Raw genomic sequence first — 18,653 nt, 5'->3', positions numbered from 1 at the left:
TTAAAAATTTGAAGGAGGGTTAGGTGTTAAATAAGCTTACTATTGAATATTCTAAAAACCTAGTTAAACTTATAAAAAACTCTATTTAGATAAAGTCCTTCAGCTGGAGCTGGAATACGAGTTAGGGCAGAGCATCCGTTAAGTGAAGCATTGATGAGCTCACTACCATTTTTTATACTCAAAGCTTTAAGTAGGTTTGCAACCATAAGCCGTACTTGAGCGCGTAAAAAGCCATTCGCTTTAAAAACGATGATAGTTTGGTTTTTGTATTCATAACAAAATGCCTTAAAAATTTCTCGCACTGGGCTTTTTGTATCACTTCCTGTTTTCATATAGGAGCTAAAATCATGCTCACCAACAAAATTAGATAAAATTTCATTTGCTTTTTTGATATCAAATTTTGGCAAAAAGACTTTATAATTTGAGCTAAAAATATCAAATTCTCCATGATCTATAATGTATCTATAAGACCTTGCTACGGCGTCAAATCTTGCTTGAAAATTTTCATCAACCAAATTTATACGTTTTATATGAATATTTGGGTGGGCATGGCGGTTGATTAGCTCTTTTAAGTGCTCTAAATTTTTAAAATGATCGCCACAAATTACGCTTGAGCTTTGATTTATCGCATGGACGTTTTTGTCTGTACGTGAGCTAGAGACTATTTTTTCAAATATTCCAACGTGAGCTAGAGCGCGTGAAAGCTCATCTTCTACGCCATTTTCATGCGGCTGAGTTTGCGAGCCTTGGAATTTGGAGCCATCGTAGCTATAAATTAGTTGGATTTTCATTAGTATCTTCGCATGATTTTGGCTTTAAAAAGCAAAATTCCTGCCAACAAAAAGACAAAAAATATGAGTGGAATTGCAAAAGCTGGTTTTGATGAAAAGAGCATTATGAGCGTAAAATACCCAAATAAAACGCCAAACGTACCAACATAAACCATGCCCTTTTCATATCTATAAGTAACGATACCAAAGCTTATGGCAAAAAGTGTACTGGCAAGTGGAAATAGCGCAACAAGCACATATGTGCTAAGCTCTTTTTTTCTTTTTTCACTACTATTTGCCTCTGCCCAGTACTCTTTTATACTGCCTATATCGCTTATCTTTTCACCTTGGGCAGTCCTTATTTTCATGGATTTGAAGTTGCTTTGATGATAAATTTCATCTTTTATGTCATACATTTTTCCATCTACTAAAGAGAGCTCAATGCTTTGATTTGTATTAGTGATCTTTGCATTTTTAGCAGTTATTAAGCGTTGGGAGTCTTTAATATAAGGATTAAACATCACAATATCTTTATAAGTAGTGCCGTTGTTATCTTGCATTTCACTACCCACATAGACCATCCAGTCAGAGAATTTTTGTCCAAACTGAGTTGGCTTTAAATTTAGCTTTGCAATAGTCTTTTTATAATCAATAAAATTTGCATTTAGCTGGGCGGCTATTGGTATCATGACGATGGCAACTACCAGCAAAGCGGCACTTAAAAGGGCTGAAAATGCTAAAAAAAATCTTGCTATTTTATTTGGCGATCCACCAAGCGTAAAAATAACGATACTTTCATTCTCTTTCGATAGCCTAAAGAGCGTCATCGCAAGTGAGACGAAAAACGCGATAGGCACGACAAAAAGTAGCACGCGTGGAAGCATAAATGAGTAGAGTTTAAAAAGCTCGCCAAAACTGATCTCAATGTAAGAAGTGATGCGCGCGATCTGGATGAAAAATATGATCGACATGATCAAAAAAAGCGTACTAAATAGCGACGCAAAAGTCCCTAGGAAGTTAAACAAAAGATATCTATTTACTCTACTCATAAATAAACCTTAAAATTTCTAAAATTTGCTCTTTAAAAGCGTATGTAATAAGTAATCCAAGACTTAAAAACGGCACAAAAGCCAGCTCATAGCCCTTTTTTTGAACGATTGCATAGACTGGAAGTGTAAAAAGTGCTGCAAGATAGATGGCCACTAGAGCCAGTTTGACTGGCAAGATAGCTCCGATGATCGCTGCTATAAAGATATCTGCACTACCCATCGCTTCTTTTTTTATGGCAAAACTTACGACAAATCTAAGCGCCCAAAAGATAAGTGCAAAAAGGAATAAATTTAAAATTTGGGCAAAAATTCCTTTAAATATAAAAAGCATCAGAGCGTAGATAAATGCGAAAAATAGCGCTGCAAAAAGAAGAGGATCTGGCACAGCTTTATATCTTATGTCTATGATGCTAAGAGCTAGCAGCATGATAAAGCAAAGCCCTAAAAATAGTGCGTAAAGCAATTTTTCTACACTTAAAATTTCGCCGCACTCTTTAAAAAAACAGATCAAAAAAAGTATCCCAGAAACTAGCTCGATCACTGGATAGATGAGGCTTATTTTTTGCTTACAAAAGGCACATTTGCCGCCTAAAAATATCCACGAAAAAATTGGAACATTGTGATAAAAATTTAGCTTATGATCGCAGTTTGGGCAGTGAGAAGCTGGAAAATTTATACTTTCATTTCGTGGCAAGCGATATATCAGTACATTTGAAAATGAGCCCACGCAAATACCCAAAACAAAAGCAAAAACGGCAAAAAAGATGACTAAATTATCCATTATCTCGCTAAACTCCGCCAAATCTTCGCTCTATGTTTTTGAATTTGCTAACGATGCTTGCAAGCTCATCCTTACTAAAGTCAGGCCAAAGTGTTGGTGTAAAAAATAGCTCTGCGTAGCTTGCTTGCCAGAGCATGAAATTTGAAAGCCTGCTCTCGCCACCAGTTCTAATGAGAAGATCCACCGGCTCACTCTCATCAAGTGCCGTATTTAGGCTTGCTTCGTTTATCTCGCAGCCTTCTAAAGTTAGCTTTCTTACAGCTCTAATGATCTCGTCTTTTGAGCCGTAGTTTATAGCTAAATTTAGTAGTAAATTTTTATTCTCTCTTGTAGCATTTTTGGTGATCTCTATCTCGTTTTTTAGCTCATCACTAAATGGTGAAATGTCGCCGATCGTGTTAAATTTGATCCCATTTTTTATAAAATCAACACGCTTTGAAATGAGAAATTTCTTAAGTAAATTCATCAAAAACTCGACCTCTTTTTGTGGCCTTTTCCAGTTTTCGGTACTAAATGCGTAAAGACTTAAAATTTTCACTCCATTATCGATACAAAATTCGCACATATCGCTTACTACATTTGCTCCAGCTTCGTGCCCATTTGTCCGTAAAAATCCACGTTTTTTAGCCCAGCGTCCATTTCCATCCATGATAATAGCAAGGTGGTTTAATTCATTCAATCTTTAACCTTTTATATCAATAATTTGTTCTTTTTTGCTCCAAAGAGCACTCACATTTTGCACTGTTATGTTGGCACTAAATTCTCTTTTTAGCAAGCTCGCAACATTGCTAAATGGAGTTGCGATCTCATATAAATTTTCATCTTTAAATTTAAAAATAAGTGGAGCAAAATTTGAAAATATCAAAAAAATTTTTATATCATCCTCCTCTTTTTTTAGCTGAAAAACGCCGTTTATGCCATTATAAATAAATGGTATATGCACGACATTTTCTTGCAGAGCAAAGAGTATTTTTGCTAGCACTTTCATCTCGTCTTTTGTTTTAGCTTCACTTAGAGTTTTAAATAAATGGTCATAAAACCACGATAAATTCTCATTTTCTATCAAATTTTCGATAAGATTTAGCCCATCAGCCAAGACATCTTCGTCTAAAATTCTTGGCTTTTCGTATAAATTTTTTATAACGATATTCTCGCCTTGGCTTTGCACCTCGCCCCAGTATCTCGAGCCCACGTTTAGCTCTTTTACGCTTTTCGTGTTTAAATTTCTATTTGCAAAATTTAAAATGTATCTGTTAAAACCGATCTTTTGGCTTACCAAGATACTAAGTGGAAGTGACGCATTTATCGCTAATAACGGAGAATTTGCATTTTTTGCTATTTTTTGAATACGAGAAATTTTCTCTATCATAAATTTGCCGCTAGCTCCACGATATGTCTTGCGATCTCGTCTTTTGCGGCAAGCGGCAGCAAAGTTTCACTATTTTTCGTGATGAAATTTACCTCATTTTGCTCGCTTGCAAAGCCATTTTTCTCACCCAAGATATTTAGACAAACTGCGTCAAGCTCCTTTTGCTCTAGCATTGCTCTAGCGTTTTTGTGTGCGCTCTCGCTTGAGATTTCAAGCTTAAAGCCGATCTTTTTACAATTAAACTCTTTTAAGCTTTGCAAAATATCGACATTTCTCTTTAGGCTTAAGCTTAAAATTTCGCCAACGTCCTCTTTTTTTATCTTGCCATCAATTTTTGTCGGTACAAAATCACTCACTGCAGCGCACATTACAAGTAAATTTGCGCTCTCGCACTCGCTTTTGCAAAGCTCTAAAAGTTCATTGCTTGAGCTAAATTTTAAAATCTCAAATGGCTCGTTTTCCGCTTCAAAGCTAGCAAGTAGCGTAACATCAGCACCAGAGTAATAAAAAGCTCTTGCAAGCGTCATCGCCATCTTACCGCTTGAGAAATTTGTAATGGCTCTAACATCATCTATCTTTTCTGTCGTTGCGCCACCAGTGATAACTACTTTTTTGCCTGCAAAAAGTGGCTTACTAAGCCTTTTAATGGCAGCTTCTACTATCACTTCAGGGCTTGCAAGACCGCCTTTGCCAACATCTCCGCAAGCTAGAGTTTTAAGAACCGGCTCAACTACCAAAGCGCCGTTTTTCTTTAAAATTTCAAGCGAATTTTGCGTCGCGAAGTGCTCGATCATATTGTTATTTGCAGCAGGGGCAACGACTAAAGGTACGTGCGAGGCGGCGATTAGCGTTTGCATAAAGACATTGTCACAGATGCCAGCTATTAGCTTATTTATCGTATTTACAGAGGCTGGAGCGATTAGAACTAGATCCATTTTAGAGTAGCTATGTGATTTACGCCATCTTGCCAGTTTTGCGTTTGCGAGCTTAAAATTTTATGCTCACTTAGCGCCTCAAAGCCGCTTACACTGCAAAATTCAAGCGCTCCGTCACTTAAAGCCACATAAACATCAGCACCTTTCTTTTTAAGCAGCGATAAAATTTCGAATGCCTTATAAAAGGCGATACTACCGCAAACGGCAAGTAAAATTTTCTTATTTTTTAACATCGTCTTTGCCAAAGAATTTCTCAAAAAAGCCGCTTTTGTTCTCTTGACGAGCTCTGCTAATCGCTAGCGCTCCACTCTCAACGTCTTTTGTGATGGTGCTTCCTGCTGCGATGATGACGTTATCAGCGATATTTACAGGGGCAACTAGCTGCGTATCTGAGCCAACAAAGACGTTTTTGCCGATTTTGGTTTTGTATTTTGCTTTGCCGTCGTAATTGCATGTGATCGTGCCACAACCGATGTTTGTGCCACTTTCTATCTCGCAGTCTCCAAGATAGCTCAAATGTCCAGCTTTTACGCCGCTAAGAACGCCCTTTTTAACCTCGACGAAATTCCCTATGTGTGTGTCAGAAATTTCAGAATTTGGCCTTATATGAGCTAGTGGGCCGATGTCTGAGTTTTTGATGACGCTGCTTTCTATCACCGATGAGCTTTTGATGATGCTTTCTTTGATGAGACACTCGCCAAGGATACTTACGTTTTCTTCGAGCACGCACTCACCTTCAAATTTAGCTCTGCTGTCTATAAAAATGCTCTCAGGCATGCGCATCAAAACGCCAGCCTTCATCAAATTTTGCTTGATCTCATCTTGCATGATTTTCTCAGCGATACTAAGCTGAAATTTATCATTTATCCCCATGAAATTTTGCTCACTAACATTCACCGCAACGCACTTTAAGCCCTTTTCATTTGCTATTTTTATGGCGTCAGTTAGGTAGTACTCTTTTTGTGCGTTTTGATTGTTTATGAGTGGTAAAATTTGCTCTAACGCCTCGCGTTTAAAGCAGTAGCAGCCAGCATTTACGCTCTTTATGGCAAGCTGTGCTTCGCTCGCATCTTTTTGCTCGACGATGGCTTCAACTTTGCCATTTTTTATGATAACTCTGCCGTAACCAAAAGGATTTGCTGCTTCAAATGAGCTCATAACGACGTCCGCTTCGGCATTTGCTAGGCGCATGAGGTCAGTTGATCTAACAAGTGGCATATCTCCGCAAGTAACAAGCACCTTTTCGCCGCTTAGGCTAACGCCTTTTATCGCTCCAGCAGTGCCTGGGAAATTTTCTAAATCTTGCTCGAAAATTTTAGTTTGAGGGAAAATTTCTTTTATCTTTTGACTAATTAACTCTTTTTCGTAGTGAAGCACGACGCTAACGTCATTTGTGATCGCATAAGCTTGCTTTAAGATGTGAATGATCATCGGCTCGCCGCATAGCTCAAATAGGACTTTTGGACGTTTTGATTTCATCCTGGTGCCAAGACCAGCAGCTAAGATTATGATTGAAGTATTGTTCATTTTTAAGCCTTTTAACGTTAAAAATTTCGCAGATTGTAGCAAAAAATGCCAAACATTTTTTTTAATTTAACGATTGTTTCAACAAAAAGCTAATAGAATAGGCAATCTTAAGAATTTATAAATAAAGCGAGTTTAAATGGATTTAGGAACCGTCGTCGGCTGGGTTTTGACCCTAGTGCTTTTGTTTGGATCAATGGCAATTGGCGTTGGTATAGGACCATATATCGACGTACCTTCGATAATGATCGTTTTTGGTGGTACTATCGGCGTTATGATGGTTGGCTTCAAGATGGAGACGCTTAAAGGTATTGGTAAATTTTATGGTGTTGCCGTTAAGCCACCCGTTGTTGTAAATTTGCCTGAAACTATAAAAAAGATAGTTGATTACTCTACAAAAGCTAGACGCGATGGAATACTAGCACTTGAGAGCGAAGTAAATAACGAAACAAATCAGTTTTTAAAAAAAGGTCTTTCAATGGCTGTCGATGGTAACGAGCCAGATGCTATAAGAGCACTTTTAGAGATTGATATAGACCAAACTAGTGCTAGACATACAAATAACATTAAAATTTTTGAACAAATTGGCGGTTTCGCTGGTGCGATGGGTATGATCGGTACTCTAATAGGCCTTGTTGCAATGCTTCTTAACATGTCAGATCCTAGTGCGATCGGCCCATCAATGGCGGTTGCTTTGCTTACGACACTTTATGGTGCGATGATAGGTAACATCATCGGTGCACCTGTGGCAAATATCCTCTCTATACGCGACTCTGACGAGGCCCTTGAAAAACAAGTCATTTTAGAGGGCATCATGGCGATACAAGCAGGGGATAATCCAAGAACGCTTGAAGCTAAGCTCTTGGCGTTTTTGCCACCAAAAGATAGAAAAAGTCAGTTTGAATAATGGGTAAATTAATAGATCCTAAAGAGTGCCCAAAGTGTATGCCTGAGTGGCTTGCTACTTTTGGTGACCTCATGTCGCTTTTGCTTTGCTTTTTCGTTTTGCTTCTTTCGATGGCAACAATGGATGCTAAAAAGATGGAGGCTGCTGTTGGCTCGCTAGCTGGCGCTCTAAGCGTACTTGAAGGTGGCGCTAGGCCTGAAAATCAGATAGAAAAAGAGACAGACCCAGAAAGTACTCGTGCAAAAAAATCAAGCAGGCAAAAAGGCTCGCAAAGTGAGCTAAGTGCGACAGTTAAAAAAATAAATGAGCTACTAACTGCTAGTGGTGCACCTGAGATTACGATGGAAGAGAGCGAAGATGGCTTTATTGTAAGGCTTCCGGCAGCCATGCTTTTTGATAAGGATAGTGCTGAAATTTCTGGTGAAGATGCAAAGTTATTTTTAAAGCGTATTGGTATGATTGTGGCAAAAATGCCAAATGAAGTAAAGGTCGACATCATCGGGCATACTGATAACATAGAGCCAAATAAAGACTCAGCCTACAAAAACAACTGGCAACTTTCAACTGCAAGAGCTTTGAGTGTAGTAGAGCAGCTTAGCAGCGATGGAGTGCCACAAAATAGGCTGATAGCTTCAGGAAAGGCTTCGTTTGATCCTATAGCTACTAATAATACAGAAGAGGGTAGGGCAAAAAACAATAGAGTAGAAATTCACTTCGTCTCTCTTGAGCCAAAGAATAAAGAGGCTACTAAGAAAAGTATCCTTGATATGAGGAATTAGTCGTGAAAGCACTGCTTAGCTTAGCGGTTTTATTTTGTGTGGTTTTTGGAGCTGATCCGGCCTTGCCAACTATAAATTTAAGCCTAAATTCTCCTGCAAATGCTGAGCAACTAGTAAATTCTCTAAACGTTTTACTAATCCTAACAGCACTTGCACTTGCTCCTTCGCTCATCTTTATGATGACAAGTTTCTTGAGGCTTGTTATTGTTTTTTCATTTTTACGCCAGGCTATGGGAACGCAACAAGTTCCACCTTCAACGGTGCTCATATCACTTGCTATGGTGCTTACATTTTTTATCATGGAGCCAGTTGGCAAACAGAGCTATGACGAGGGCATAAGGCCTTATATAGCTGAACAGATAGGCTATGAAGAGATGCTTGATAAGAGCTTAAAGCCATTTAAAGAATTTATGGTTAAAAACACTAGAGAGAAGGATCTGGCGTTATTTTTTAGGATAAGAAATTTACAAAATCCAGCAAATATCGAAGAAATACCGCTAAGTATCGCAATGTCAGCTTTTATGATAAGTGAGCTAAAGACATCTTTTGAGATAGCGTTTTTGCTCTATTTGCCATTTCTTGTCATCGACATGGTCGTAAGCTCAGTACTGATGGCTATGGGTATGATGATGCTTCCTCCTGTAATGATCTCACTACCATTTAAACTACTCATATTTGTACTTGTTGATGGCTGGAATTTACTAATAGGAAATCTTGTAAAAAGCTTTCACTAATGAAAAAATTTTTATTCATTTTTTTGCCGGTATTTTTGCTTGGTTCAAATTTAAGCATGATCGCAAACAAGGCAACACAAAATGAAATTTCAAAGATCAAAGAGCTTGAGCTAAAAAGAGCAAATTTAAACGATGAAGCCACATTAAGCTCATATATGCCAAGCCTTAGCCTAGAGGGCTCATACGGCAAAAATGCAAGTACTTTTCCAAGTATAGTTGCCAAAGAGTCAGCCGGTGTGCTAGCTAGGATAGATTTTTTGCTTTATGATGGCGGAGCGAGAGAGGCTAGGCTAAAGATGAGCCAGCTTTTAAAAAACAAAGCCGCCATAGCAAGTGATGAAGCCAAAAACTACCTTGCATTTAAGTCCATAAATTTATATTTTAATGCTCTAGCACTTGAAAATATAATTGCAGCCAAACAGGCTCAGGCAAATTTTTTAAAAGGTGTTTTGGATAAGCTTGAAAGGGCAAACATTGCAGGCCTTGCCGCAAAAGATGAGCTTGAAAATGTAAGGGCTAAATATTACTTAGCTAATAGCACGCAGCTTGAATACAAAAACAAAATGGAGCAAATTTTAAATGAGATGAATTTGCTAACTGGTGAGAAAATTTTGCCAGTAGCTGGAGCAAAGATGGCTGATATTGGCTCAAATTTAGCTTCAAAAAATGCTGAGCTTGATAGACTAAGCCAAGATATATTTTTAGGCGAGGCCAAGCTTAGCGAGGCAAAGGCTGGTTTTTTGCCCCAAATAATGCTTTATGACACATATGGATTTTATAAAAATAATTACGATATCGATCTAGGCAGGCTTAGTTCTTACCGCTCATACGTGGATAAATACTTAAAAGAAGATACTCATGGCAATAAATTTGGTATTGCTTTTAAATGGAAAATTTTTGATTTTTTCGCCACTAGCAAGATGAGTCAGATCCAAAAGATCGCACTTGATGAGGCAAGGCTAAATTTGGAGTATAAAAAGCGTGAAAACGAGACAAAGCTTAAAAATTTGCAAAGTGAAATCGTGGTGCTTACTTCAAAAATCGCTTCACTAAACGAATATGTAAGAGCAAGCGATTTGGCATTAAAAGCTAGCTATGAGAAGTATAACTCTGGGCTTTTGGGATATAGCGACCTGCTTGAGGCACTCTCTCAAAAATTTGACGCCATTAGTCTTTTTGAGAGTGCAAAGGATGAGCTTGAGATCAAAAAAGCGGAGTTCTTTTTTGAAAATGGCGAGCCGATTTTAGAGAGGATTAGAGATTGAAAAAGCTAATAATTTTAATGATATTTGGCGTTTTTTCATTTGCTAGTGAAGAAATTTTTGCCGACTTTGAAGTCTATGCTAAGCAAAGCTCAAAGCTTGCATTTGAGGGTAGTGGCAAGGTAGATAAAATTTTTGTAGATGTATCAAGTCACGTTAAAAAGGGCGACGCTTTAGCTATTCTTGATCAAAGTAGCCTAGAAATCGCTCTTAAAAAGGCAAAAAATGATCTTGAGCTGGCAAAAAATGCTAGTGAATTTGCAAAAAATACTTTAAACAAATTTACTCAAGTAAGGGACGTCACTTCAAAGCAAGAATTTGACGAGGTAAAGTATAAATTTGATGAAGCGATACTTCGGGTTCAAAGTGCACAAATCGCTATTTTAAATGCGCAAGATCGCCTTAGAAAAGCTGTTTTAAAAGCTCCATTTGATGGCGTTATCGCTAGTAAAAATATTGAGCTTGGAGAGGGTGTTTCGCCGCTTAGTCCAGCTTTTGTTTTAAATTCAAATGAGGCAAAAATTTTAATAGCAATTGACGAAAAATATGTAGATTTGGTAAAGATTGGCGATACATTTAAATTTAAACTTGACGCAACAAACGAAGAAAAAGAGGTAAAAATCGTGCTTATCTATCCAGAGATCAAGCGAGAGACTAGAAAATTTTACGCCGAGGCTTATGATATGAGCTTAAAACCTGGCATGTTTGGTCAAGGCAGAGTGCTAGTTAGTAACAGAAAATGATAAAAACAGCCATCAACCGCCCCATAACTACGCTTATGATATTTTTAAGCCTCGTTGTCTTTGGCATCTACTCGCTAAAGACGATGAACGTAAATTTATATCCGCAAGTAAATATCCCAATCGTTAAGATCACGACCTACGCAAACGGCGATATGAACTACATCAAGACAAAGATCACGCAAAAGATCGAGGACGAGGTCTCAAGCATCGAGGGGATAAAAAAGCTTTACTCAACCAGCTTTGACAACCTAAGCGTGGTAAGCATCGAATTTGAGCTAAACAAAGACCTAGAGAGCGCTACAAACGACGTCCGCGACAAGATGCAAAAAGCAAGGTTAAACGCAAACTACGAGATAGAAAAGCTAAACGGCCTCTCTTCAGCCGTCTTTAGCCTCTTTATCACGAGGCTTGATGGCAACGAAACTAAGCTTATGCAAGATATCGACGACGTGGCAAAACCATTTTTAGAGCGCATAAGCGGCGTTTCAAAGGTTAAAACAAATGGCTTTTTAGAGCCAGCGGTTAAAATTTTACTTGATAGATTTAAGCTTGACAAAAACGCTCTTAGCGCAAACGAAGTGGCAAATTTGATAAAGGTTGAAAATTTAAAAGCGCCACTTGGCAAGATAGAAAATGAGCAGATCCAAATGGCGATCAAGTCAAATTTCAGCGCCAAAAGCATAGATGAGATAAGAAATTTAACGATCAAGCAAGGGGTCTTTTTAAAAGATATCGCAAGTGTTGATCTTGCTTATAAAGATGCAAACGAAGCAGCGATAATGGATAAAAAAAGTGGCGTCTTGCTGGGTCTTGAGCTAGCTCCAGACGCAAACGCTCTAACCGTGATCGCTCTAGCTAAAGTAAAGCTAGATCAGTTTAAAAGCCTGCTTGGCAGCGAATATGACGTAAAAATAGCTTATGATAAGAGCGAAGTGATACAAAAGCACATCGATCAAACCGCCTTTGATATGATCCTTGGCGTCTTGCTAACCATCGTGATCGTCTATCTGTTTTTAAGAAATTTCTCGATCACTATCATCTCAGTCGTAGCGATCCCAACTAGTATCGTGGCGACATTTTTCATAATAAATGCCCTAGGATACGACATAAACCGCTTAAGCCTCATAGCGCTGACCCTTGGTATCGGAATTTTCATCGATGATGCGATAGTTGTTACTGAAAATATCGCTAGCAAGCTAAAAGATGAGCCAAATGCCCTAAAGGCAAGCTTTGCAGGCATAAAAGAGATAGCATTTAGCGTCTTTGCGATCTCGCTTGTGCTGCTTTGCGTCTTTGTACCAATAGCCTTTATGAGTGGCATCGTTGGCAAGTACTTTAACTCCTTTGCGATGAGCGTAGCAGCTGGCATCGTCATCTCGTTTTTTGTGAGTATATTTCTTGTGCCAACGCTTAGTGCTAGGTTTGTAAATGTCAAACAAAGTGGCTTTTTTCTAAAGAGTGAGCCGTTTTTTGAAGCGCTTGAAAATGGCTACGAGAAGCTTTTAATCTTAGCGCTTAAATTTAAGCTCATATTTTTAGCCATAACGCTTGTGGTCGTTGTTTGCTCGTTTGGACTGGCTAAATTTGTAGGTGGTGACTTCATGCCAAGCGAGGATAACTCGGAGTTTAACATCTACTTTAAGCTTGATCCTTCACTTAGCCTGCAAGCTAGCAAAGAGAGGCTAAAAGATAAAATTTCACTCATAAACGCCGATCCTCAGGTCGCCTACGCCTACTTCATCCTTGGCTACACAGACGCCAAGCAGCCTTATCTTGTAAAAGCTTACGTTAGGCTAAAGGAGCTAAAAGATAGAGCTAATCACGAGCGGCAAAACGCTATCATGCAGAGGTTTCGCGACAAGCTAAAAAGTGACGATATGAGCGTCATCGTGGCTGACTTGCCAGTTGTTGAAGGTGGCGATGTGCAGCCAGTTAAGCTTACTATCACCTCTGAAAATGGGAAAGATTTAGAAAAATTTGTACCAAAGATCAGCAAGATGCTAAAAGAGATAAATGATGCAACGGATGTAAATTCGCCAGAAGAAGATCTGCTAAAGCGCGTGCAAATTTCTATCGATGAAGATAAGGCTAAGAGGCTAAATTTAGACAAAGCCAGCATTGCAAGCGCCGTTTATAGCGCATTTAGCCAGAACGAGGTCTCTGTTTTTGAAAACGAAAATGGTAAAGAGTATGAGCTTTATATGCGCCTTGATGATAAATTTAGAAGCGATACAAATGATATTTTAAAGACCAAGATAAGAAGCAAAGAGGGCTTTTTTGTCACACTTGGCGATGTGGCGACGATTAGTTTTGAGCAAAAGCCAGCTAGCATTTCAAGGTTTAATAGGGCCGATGAGATCAAATTTCTAGCAAATACCAAAAATAACGCTCCGCTAAATAGCGTGGCAAATGAAATTTCAAAGAAGCTTGATGAAATTTTGCCAGCAAATTTCAAGTATAAATTTCTTGGGTTTGTCGAGCTGATGGACGATACAAACGCCTCTTTTATCTTTACAGTAAGTGCGAGCGCAGTGCTTATTTACATGGTGCTAGCTGCACTTTACGAGAGCTTTTTGCTGCCATTTCTCATCATGCTTGCCATGCCGCTTGCCTTTTGTGGCGTCGTGATCGGACTTTTTATAAGCGGCAATCCATTTAGTCTATTTGTCATGGTTGGCGTCATCTTGCTCTTTGGCATGGTCGGTAAAAACGCCATTTTGGTAGTTGATTTTGCAAACTACTTTGCAAATAGCGGTATAGAGGCAAACGAAGCTGTGAAAATGGCTGCTAAAAAGCGCCTAAGAGCTGTTTTGATGACCACTTTTGCGATGATATTTGCTATGCTCCCTCTTGCACTTAGCAGAGGAGCTGGCTTTGAGGCAAACTCACCTATGGCTATAAGCATCATCTTTGGACTCATTAGCTCGACCTTGCTAAGCCTACTTGTTGTGCCAGTGCTCTTTGCGTGGGTTTATAATCTTGATAAATCTATAAGAAAATTTTATGAAAGGGAGAGAATTTGAAGAAAATTTTGGCAGTTTTGCTCTTTGCCTTGCCTCTTTGGGCTGGAAATTTACTAGAGATCATCGCTCTAGCGCAAAGTGCAAGGCTTGAGAGTTTAAAAGAATTTAATAAAAATGAATATATAAATAAAAATAAGAGTAAAAAGCTAAATTTATCCCTTGATGGCAGATATACCTTTGTGCCTGATGAGATAAAGGGCGGATATATGACAAAGGCAGGATCGATCACGGCAAAGGTTGAGTATCTTATCTTTGATGGTGGTGCGAGCGAGGCTGCTGATAAAATTCTAGACCACAAGGGCGTGGAGAAAATTTATAAAGATGAAGAGCTGATGAATCTCACTGCTTTTCAGGTCGCAAAGGTCTATTTCAACGCCATTGCACTAAATTCACTTATAAATTTAGAGACAAAATTTGTGGATAGTTTTGCTAAGGCTGTGGCTGAAAATGAGTTTTGGTTTGAATATGGCGAGATCGATAAGAGTGAATTTGATGCGATAAATTTTACTCTTAATAAAAAAAGAGCCGAGCTAGACGAGCTTGGACTTAAGCTAGCCGAGCTAAACTCAAGGATAAATTTACTCTCAAATGGCGAGATCGGCTTTAATGCTGGCTCAAAGATAATGATGCCTGATTTTAGTAAAGATGATATAAGCGCAAAACTTGGGGCAATGGAGCAAGAAAAATTTATAAAAGAGCAAGAAAATGAGAAGCAAAAGAGCAAATTTGCTCAAAAATTTACTTAAAAGATATGCAAAGTGTGAATAATAACAGCTTTAAAAAAGGTGAGAGGACGACTTCGCAGATGATAGGCGCTTACGCTGATGCGAACAGGCCTAGAGTGGAATTTGAGTGGAAACTGCCTGATAGCTTAAGTCTTAGCAAACAAAGTCAAGTTAAACGCATTGAAGAGCAAAAAGCGGCACTTGATCTAAGCGATGAAGAAAATAGGATAATCGCTCGCCTAAAAGAGCTAGAAAGCACGATCAAAGGCTTAAATGCAAAGTTAAATTTGCAAGATTTGAAGCAAGATAAGCTTGATAGTGATTTTGTTGATTTGTTAAATGGCTATCTTGATGGTGAGATAAAATATGAAGAATTTTTGTTTGTGAGTGAGAAAAATTTTAGCGACAGGGCAAATTTTATCCTTGATAGCGATTTACTTGAGCTAAACAAGCTTGAGTATTTTTTTGAATGTGCAAGAAAAATAAATGAGGTGATAATTGAATAAACTGATCTTTGTAACCATTTTGTGGGCTTTTAGCTTTAGTTTGATAGGTGAGTTTTTAGCTGGTAAGGTTGATAGCTATTTGGCTGTTTTTATTCGGGTTGCGCTTGCGAGCTTAGTCTTTTTGCCATTTACAAAATTTCGTGGTATTAGCCCAAAGCTAGCATTTGGCATAATGGCGATCGGAGCGGTGCAAATAGGACTTATGTATCTATTTTATTACAATTCATTCTTGTATCTAAGCGTGCCAGAAGTAGCACTTTTTACCATTTTTACGCCGTTTTATGTGACGCTCATCTACGACGCATTTAGCTTTAAATTTAGACCACTTTATCTATTTAGCGTTGGCGTTGCGGTTTTTGGAGCTTTGGTTATAAAATATGGCGCTATAAACGATGGTGTATTAAAGGGCTTTTTGCTAGTGCAAGCGGCAAATATCTGCTTTGGGGCAGGACAGAGTGCATATAAGGCACTTTTAGAAAAATTTGACGTGGATCAAAAAAATGTCTTTGGCTACTTTCATTTTGGTGCATTTTTTGTAGCTGTCGTTGCGCTTCTTGCTCTTGGCAATCCAGCCAAATTTTCACTTACTTCAACGCAAATTTTAGTGCTTCTTTGGCTTGGAGTGGTCGCTAGTGGGCTAGGGTATTTTATGTGGAACAAAGGTGCTTGCGAGGTCGATAGCGGCGTGCTTGCCATTATGAATAACGCTCTCATTCCAGCCGCCATCATCGTAAATTTAGTCTTTTGGCAAAAGGATACAGACTTAACTAGGCTAATTTTAGGCGCTGTTATAATGTATATATCTTTGATAATTCACAACAAGATAATGAAATTTTATGGTATGAAGATCGCTTAGGCGTAAATTTTATAGCTGGCAATAGCAAAGCACAAAAGCCCAAGCAGCGGTAAAATGTAGAATATGGATCTAAATTTTATAGCTAGAAGTGAAGCGATATTATAAAAGATAAAAATAATAGCTGGCACGAAAATTTTAGTCGAGCTTAGTCTAAAATTTAAAACATTATTTAGCAAGCCATCAAAAATGTCGCCATACGAAGCGATATGAAGTGCAGCACTTAATGGATAAAAAACGCTAAAGATGTAGTTGATAGCAAGGACGCTAAGCTGCTGTAAGCTAATGAGTGGAAAGAAATAAAGCACGCAAATTTCCATTGCAAAGCAAACATATAAATTTAAAAGAATAAGATGAATGAAGGGCGAAAATTTATCTTTTAGGTGTTTAAAGTATAAAAATATGTAAAAAACGCCCATGAGTGAAAAGTAAAAACCTACGCTAAAAAGTAGCTGCGGAAAGAGCGATATGCTAACAAGTGTCACTATAAAAAGTGTTTTGAAGTTTAAAATTTTAACGCCTTTTAACGTGCAATAAAATCCTAAAATGCTCATTAAGAACGCTCGCAAAAAGCTTGGTATAAAGCCTATTATAAAAAAGTAAAATGACAAGACTATAAAAACGATAATGGCTAGATCAAAGTTGTAGTTTCTAAAAGGTAAAAATCTCGCATATAAAAATTTTAAAAGTGGCCTAAATACAAAAAATATAACCGCACTTATAAAACCTAAATGATAGCCACTTATGGCTATAAGATGCGCTATGCCAAGGTGCGAGACGTCATCTCTTAACTCTGCATCGATACTTGTGCCTAAAAATAGAGCCGAGTAGAGCTGTGAAATTTTACTATTTTCATGCTGGGCGTAGATGAGTGATTGTAATTTTTGGTTGATATTTAGCGTGGCTTTTTGTGGTAGTTTTTCGCGTGAAAAGCTAGGCATATAAAAGGAGGAAGCAAGATAGTCTTTAAAACTAACGTCTAAATTTATGATGCTTAGAAATATATTATCTCCAGCTTTAAAGTCATCTGCTTTAGCTCCAAGCGTATAAAATGAAAACTCATCAGTTTTAAGCTTTAAAATTTGCCTTTTCTTGCCGTCATCTCCAAGCTTTTCGTAGCTAGAAATCACGGTTGCTGTTAGCTCTTGTTCGCCTTTGTCCATAAAAATTTGATATTTATGATAGCTAATAGCCAAATTTATAGAAAAAATGCAAAGGCAAATCAGACAAAATATAGTAAAAAATTCTTTATTCTTTAAAGCTTTAAAACGCATCAGCCTTCAAATGAAACATCAGATACTGGCATTGCAGACATATCTTCAAATCTTGAGTGTTGCTTTTGAAAGAGCACATCAACTGAGCCAGTTTCGCCATTTCTATTTTTGCCAACTATGATCTCAGCCTTTTCTTGAAGCTTATTAAAGACGTGATTGCTCTTGTACTCTTTACCCTCGGCACTTGCGCGTTTTTCTTTCTCTTTTTCTTCTTGTTCTAGATAAAACTCATCTCTATAAACAAAAAGAATGATGTCAGCATCTTGCTCGATCGCGCCTGACTCTCTTAGATCACTTAGCATAGGGCGTTTGTTTGCGCGAGATTCTAGGCTTCTGTTTAGCTGAGAAAGAGCGATGATTGGCATATCTAGCTCACGTGCCAAAAGCTTTAACCCACGAGAAATTTCAGCTATTTGGACGTGACGATCAGCGTAGTTATTTGTACTCATCATAAGACCGATGTAATCAATCACGCAAAGTGAAATTTCAGGATGCATAGCCTTTAGTTTTCGCATTTGTGTTCTTACTTGATGGATATTTACATAGCCACTATCATGCACAAAAAGCTTGCTAGCCGCGAACTCCTCGCAAGCATCGCTAAATCTAGCCAACGCTTCATCATCCATCTTTGCAGTCATTATGTCTTGAAGCGGGATAGAGGTCTTGCTTGCTAGCATTCTCATCATTATTTGCTCAGCTGGCATCTCGAGCGAGAAAAAAACAACTCCAGCATTATTTTTTAAAACCTGACTCATAAAATTTAAACAAAGTGTCGTTTTCCCCATGCCTGGACGAGCTGCGACGATGATGAGGTCACCATTTTTAAAGCCCTTTATCATCTCATTTAGCTTCTTAAATCCAGTATCAAGTCCAACAATATCTTTTTCGCCAAGCAAGGCTTGAGCATTAATATGATCCATCATTTTCATGATGATCTCTTTGCCTTCTTTTATAACTCCAGTGCTTCCACCTTCTATCAAAGAGTAAAATTCCTGGCTAAGATCATCGACCATATCACGGCTTGGCTTGTCTTCATTTACCTTGCTTGGTATGTTGTGAGCGATCTTTACGAGACTTCTTTTTATAGATTTTTCTCTTAGTTCGTTTGCGTATTTTTGAATGTCTATTAGGGAATTTGTACCCAAAATATCTAGTATTAGCTCTTCGTCGTATTTTTCACCAAGTCTATTTTTTAAAAATGGCATAGTTATAGGATCATCGCTATTTAGGCATGCTACCATTGCATCGTATATTTGCGAATGTCCTTTTAGATAAAAATCCTTTGCCTTAACAATGTCAAAAATTTCACCTAAAATATCGTTGTTTTGCAAAATGGAGCTTAGTATAGCTCGCTCCATATCAATGTCGTAAAGGTTGGTAAATTCTATCTCGTTAACTCTTTGCTTTGCCACAACTTTT

At 38.1% G+C, this 18,653-nt stretch carries 15 protein-coding genes and 2 pseudogenes; 8 read left to right on the top strand and 9 right to left on the bottom strand.

Annotation, left to right across the window (positions count from 1 at the left end; translation table 11 throughout):
- Positions 1-59 precede the first annotated feature (59 nt).
- From A3835_01175 to glmU, 7 genes and pseudogenes are all read right to left on the bottom strand, one after another.
- A complete protein-coding gene (locus tag A3835_01175; GenBank protein ID ORI09153.1) occupies positions 60-791 on the bottom strand; it encodes a tRNA pseudouridine(38,39,40) synthase TruA in 732 nt (243 codons plus the stop codon).
- Positions 791-1,819, bottom strand: coding sequence for a hypothetical protein (locus A3835_01170; protein ID ORI09152.1), 1,029 nt, complete (start codon positions 1,817-1,819; stop codon positions 791-793). Before A3835_01170 ends, A3835_01175 begins: the two co-directional genes overlap by 1 nt.
- On the bottom strand, positions 1,812-2,600 hold the full coding sequence (locus A3835_01165; GenBank protein ID ORI09159.1) for a peptidase A24: 789 nt from the start codon (positions 2,598-2,600) through the stop codon (positions 1,812-1,814). The genes A3835_01170 and A3835_01165 overlap by 8 nt, the downstream gene beginning before the upstream one ends.
- 7 nt (positions 2,601-2,607) lie before the next feature.
- Positions 2,608-3,279: a UDP pyrophosphate synthase gene (locus A3835_01160; GenBank protein ID ORI09151.1), complete on the bottom strand. Its 672-nt coding sequence runs from the start codon at positions 3,277-3,279 to the stop codon at positions 2,608-2,610.
- Positions 3,280-3,282: 3 nt separating this feature from the next.
- The gene (locus A3835_01155) at positions 3,283-3,969 is read right to left on the bottom strand and encodes a hypothetical protein (protein ORI09150.1); all 687 of its coding nucleotides are present in this window, start codon (positions 3,967-3,969) and stop codon (positions 3,283-3,285) included.
- Positions 3,966-5,137, bottom strand: a pseudogene (locus tag A3835_01150) (phosphopantothenate synthase). Before A3835_01150 ends, A3835_01155 begins: the two are co-directional and overlap by 4 nt.
- Positions 5,124-6,431 carry a bifunctional N-acetylglucosamine-1-phosphate uridyltransferase/glucosamine-1-phosphate acetyltransferase gene (gene glmU / locus A3835_01145; GenBank protein ID ORI09149.1) on the bottom strand — a complete coding sequence of 436 codons (1,308 nt, stop codon included), beginning with the start codon at positions 6,429-6,431 and terminating at the stop codon, positions 5,124-5,126. The pseudogene A3835_01150 and the gene glmU overlap by 14 nt, the downstream one beginning before the upstream one ends.
- 136 nt (positions 6,432-6,567) lie before the next feature.
- Between glmU and A3835_01140 the strand changes: the two genes are divergently transcribed.
- The 8 genes and pseudogenes from A3835_01140 (at position 6,568) to A3835_01105 (ending at position 15,963) form a co-directional block, all read left to right on the top strand.
- Positions 6,568-7,335, top strand: coding sequence for a flagellar motor protein MotP (locus A3835_01140; protein ID ORI09148.1), 768 nt, complete (start codon positions 6,568-6,570; stop codon positions 7,333-7,335).
- Complete coding sequence (locus A3835_01135; protein ORI09147.1) at positions 7,335-8,114, top strand: flagellar motor protein MotB; 780 nt, start codon at positions 7,335-7,337, stop codon at positions 8,112-8,114. The genes A3835_01140 and A3835_01135 overlap by 1 nt, the downstream gene beginning before the upstream one ends.
- Before the next feature lie 2 nt (positions 8,115-8,116).
- Positions 8,117-8,848 (top strand): flagellar biosynthetic protein FliP, encoded by a 732-nt coding sequence (locus A3835_01130; GenBank protein ORI09146.1) that lies wholly within the window; start codon positions 8,117-8,119, stop codon positions 8,846-8,848.
- Entirely contained in the window at positions 8,848-10,113 is a 1,266-nt protein-coding gene (locus A3835_01125; GenBank protein ORI09145.1) for an L-seryl-tRNA(Sec) selenium transferase, read from the top strand. The genes A3835_01130 and A3835_01125 overlap by 1 nt, the downstream gene beginning before the upstream one ends.
- Positions 10,110-10,853, top strand: a complete 744-nt coding sequence (locus A3835_01120) for an efflux transporter periplasmic adaptor subunit (GenBank protein ORI09144.1) — start codon at positions 10,110-10,112, stop codon at positions 10,851-10,853. The genes A3835_01125 and A3835_01120 overlap by 4 nt, the downstream gene beginning before the upstream one ends.
- A complete protein-coding gene (locus A3835_01115; protein ORI09143.1) occupies positions 10,850-13,876 on the top strand; it encodes a multidrug transporter in 3,027 nt (1,008 codons plus the stop codon). Before A3835_01120 ends, A3835_01115 begins: the two co-directional genes overlap by 4 nt.
- A pseudogene (locus A3835_01110) lies at positions 13,873-15,107 on the top strand (hypothetical protein). Before A3835_01115 ends, A3835_01110 begins: the two are co-directional and overlap by 4 nt.
- Positions 15,100-15,963 (top strand): hypothetical protein, encoded by an 864-nt coding sequence (locus tag A3835_01105; protein ID ORI09142.1) that lies wholly within the window; start codon positions 15,100-15,102, stop codon positions 15,961-15,963. Before A3835_01110 ends, A3835_01105 begins: the two are co-directional and overlap by 8 nt.
- Here A3835_01105 and A3835_01100 read toward each other — a convergent pair.
- Both A3835_01100 and A3835_01095 read right to left on the bottom strand, forming a co-directional pair.
- Positions 15,960-17,234 carry a competence protein gene (locus A3835_01100; GenBank protein ORI09141.1) on the bottom strand — a complete coding sequence of 425 codons (1,275 nt, stop codon included), beginning with the start codon at positions 17,232-17,234 and terminating at the stop codon, positions 15,960-15,962. The genes A3835_01105 and A3835_01100 overlap by 4 nt on opposite strands.
- On the bottom strand, positions 17,234-18,646 hold the full coding sequence (locus tag A3835_01095; protein ID ORI09140.1) for a replicative DNA helicase: 1,413 nt from the start codon (positions 18,644-18,646) through the stop codon (positions 17,234-17,236). The genes A3835_01100 and A3835_01095 overlap by 1 nt, the downstream gene beginning before the upstream one ends.
- Positions 18,647-18,653 lie beyond the last annotated feature (7 nt).

The organism is Campylobacter concisus (assembly GCA_002092835.1).
Classification (GTDB): Bacteria; Campylobacterota; Campylobacteria; order Campylobacterales; family Campylobacteraceae; genus Campylobacter_A; species Campylobacter_A concisus_K.
This window is presented reverse-complemented; position numbering and strand designations above follow the sequence as displayed.

Bases quoted from the DNA above. Each gene is read 5' to 3' on its own strand.
- A3835_01125 (ORI09145.1), top strand. From the start codon at position 8,848: ATGAAAAAATTTTTATTCATTTTTTTGCCGGTATTTTTGCTTGGTTCA.
- A3835_01175 (ORI09153.1), bottom strand. From the start codon at position 791: ATGAAAATCCAACTAATTTATAGCTACGATGGCTCCAAATTCCAAGGC.
- A3835_01155 (ORI09150.1), bottom strand. From the start codon at position 3,969: ATGATAGAGAAAATTTCTCGTATTCAAAAAATAGCAAAAAATGCAAAT.
- A3835_01170 (ORI09152.1), bottom strand. From the start codon at position 1,819: ATGAGTAGAGTAAATAGATATCTTTTGTTTAACTTCCTAGGGACTTTT.
- A3835_01135 (ORI09147.1), top strand. From the start codon at position 7,335: ATGGGTAAATTAATAGATCCTAAAGAGTGCCCAAAGTGTATGCCTGAG.
- A3835_01140 (ORI09148.1), top strand. From the start codon at position 6,568: ATGGATTTAGGAACCGTCGTCGGCTGGGTTTTGACCCTAGTGCTTTTG.
- glmU (ORI09149.1), bottom strand. From the start codon at position 6,431: ATGAACAATACTTCAATCATAATCTTAGCTGCTGGTCTTGGCACCAGG.
- A3835_01165 (ORI09159.1), bottom strand. From the start codon at position 2,600: ATGGATAATTTAGTCATCTTTTTTGCCGTTTTTGCTTTTGTTTTGGGT.
- A3835_01100 (ORI09141.1), bottom strand. From the start codon at position 17,234: ATGCGTTTTAAAGCTTTAAAGAATAAAGAATTTTTTACTATATTTTGT.
- A3835_01115 (ORI09143.1), top strand. From the start codon at position 10,850: ATGATAAAAACAGCCATCAACCGCCCCATAACTACGCTTATGATATTT.